The organism is Peribacillus sp. NPDC058002, assembly GCF_042886655.1.
Taxonomy (GTDB): Bacteria; Bacillota; Bacilli; order Bacillales; family DSM-1321; genus Peribacillus; species Peribacillus aracenensis.
The window spans coordinates 1-1,359 of sequence record NZ_JBHVQU010000501.1 but is presented as its reverse complement, the minus strand read 5'-3'; the positions used below and the strand labels follow the sequence as shown (position 1 = coordinate 1,359).

Annotated in this window: 1 protein-coding gene; it reads right to left on the bottom strand. The window is 41.4% G+C overall.

The genetic code is table 11. From position 1 onward, the window contains the following. Nucleotides 1-285: 285 nt before the first annotated feature. The coding region (locus tag ACFVSH_RS26680) for an MFS transporter (protein WP_387708832.1) at nucleotides 286-1,359 on the bottom strand (1,074 nt) is incomplete at its 5' end.

Below are 1,359 nucleotides of genomic sequence, written 5' to 3'. Positions count from 1 at the left end.
TCCAATCAACCTTAAATCGTTTCGTTTTAAAAACAACAATCTTTACGAAAAGAGCAAAAAAAAAGACAGAATGGGACATATGTATTCCCTTTCTGCCTTTTTGAAGAACTGTTTAATCGATTATTGACCCTTCACGTAATTCCCTTTGATATTGTCTAATCCTTTTGACCTGAAACATGATGCCACGCACTAAAGAAGGCACTCGGGGGCCGCGGTAGTTAATCCAGCCCTAGACCTGAGTTTTGCATGCCCACTTTGATCTTCCTTATCAGAACTGTTCTCTCATCATTTTTCCATTATACCTATGGGTTTCCCCATTACTTTTACATTCTTTTCTACCTTCATGAGCCAAATTGTAAGCAGCATCCCGATCAGTGTGAGAAAACCATAAAATAAATAGACTGAATATATCCCTGATTTTTCCAATATTATCCCGCCGCTGAAGGTACTGAACCAGTTCCCCAATCCGTTGCCAATGGCGGAATAAAGCGTTATTGCTGTTACTGTTATACGTGCTGGGACAACTTCCCTGATATATTGTAAAGCTGCTGGAATGAATAGGCCAAGTGAAAACCCTTGAATGATCGAAGTCACATATACGGTAGCCAAACTTGGTTCCGTGAAGTATAAACCCCAGCGGAGCAATGAAGCCGTGCCAGCCAGTAAGGTAATTGGCAGCAAGCCTATCTTATGAATCCAGGCACCTGCCATTCTCATAAAGGGGATTTCCGATAATACAGCTAATAGGAACGCAATGCCAATTCCTGTATATGTACCGCCTCTTGCCTCGATAAACAAACCATAGTATACATTATTTGCAAGATTAGGACCAAAAAGCAAGAACGTTATAGCAAGAAAGATAAGAAATCGCTTCATGGTAATCAATTCTTTCATTCCACCAAAAAGGTTCACTTTCCCCCCTGGTGGTTCTTCGGGCAAACGAAGAGCCAGACTAGCCGCTATCAGCAGGCTGAAGAAAAAGGCATAAAATATAACGGGAGGACCCATGAAGGATTCAGATAACTTTCCCATTACAAAAACAGCCACACCGTAACCAAGTGATCCGAATAAACGGATTTTCCCATAATTCGATTTGATTTTTGTTGTATATTGAAGGGTGATGCTATCAGAAACTGGTATTATCGCACTTTGAAAGATGGCCAAAGCGATTGCGACGGATACGAAAAGGAAATAGTGTTCGAACAGCAAGTAGCCTAAACCGAATAGACCAGCAAGAAACGATGTCATTGCGAGTATTTTTGCAGGTCTCCCGCTCCAATCACAAACAATTCCCCAAAAAGGTTGAAAAACGATCATCACTATCGGTCCAACAGACATGATCGTCCCTATCTCAATAGC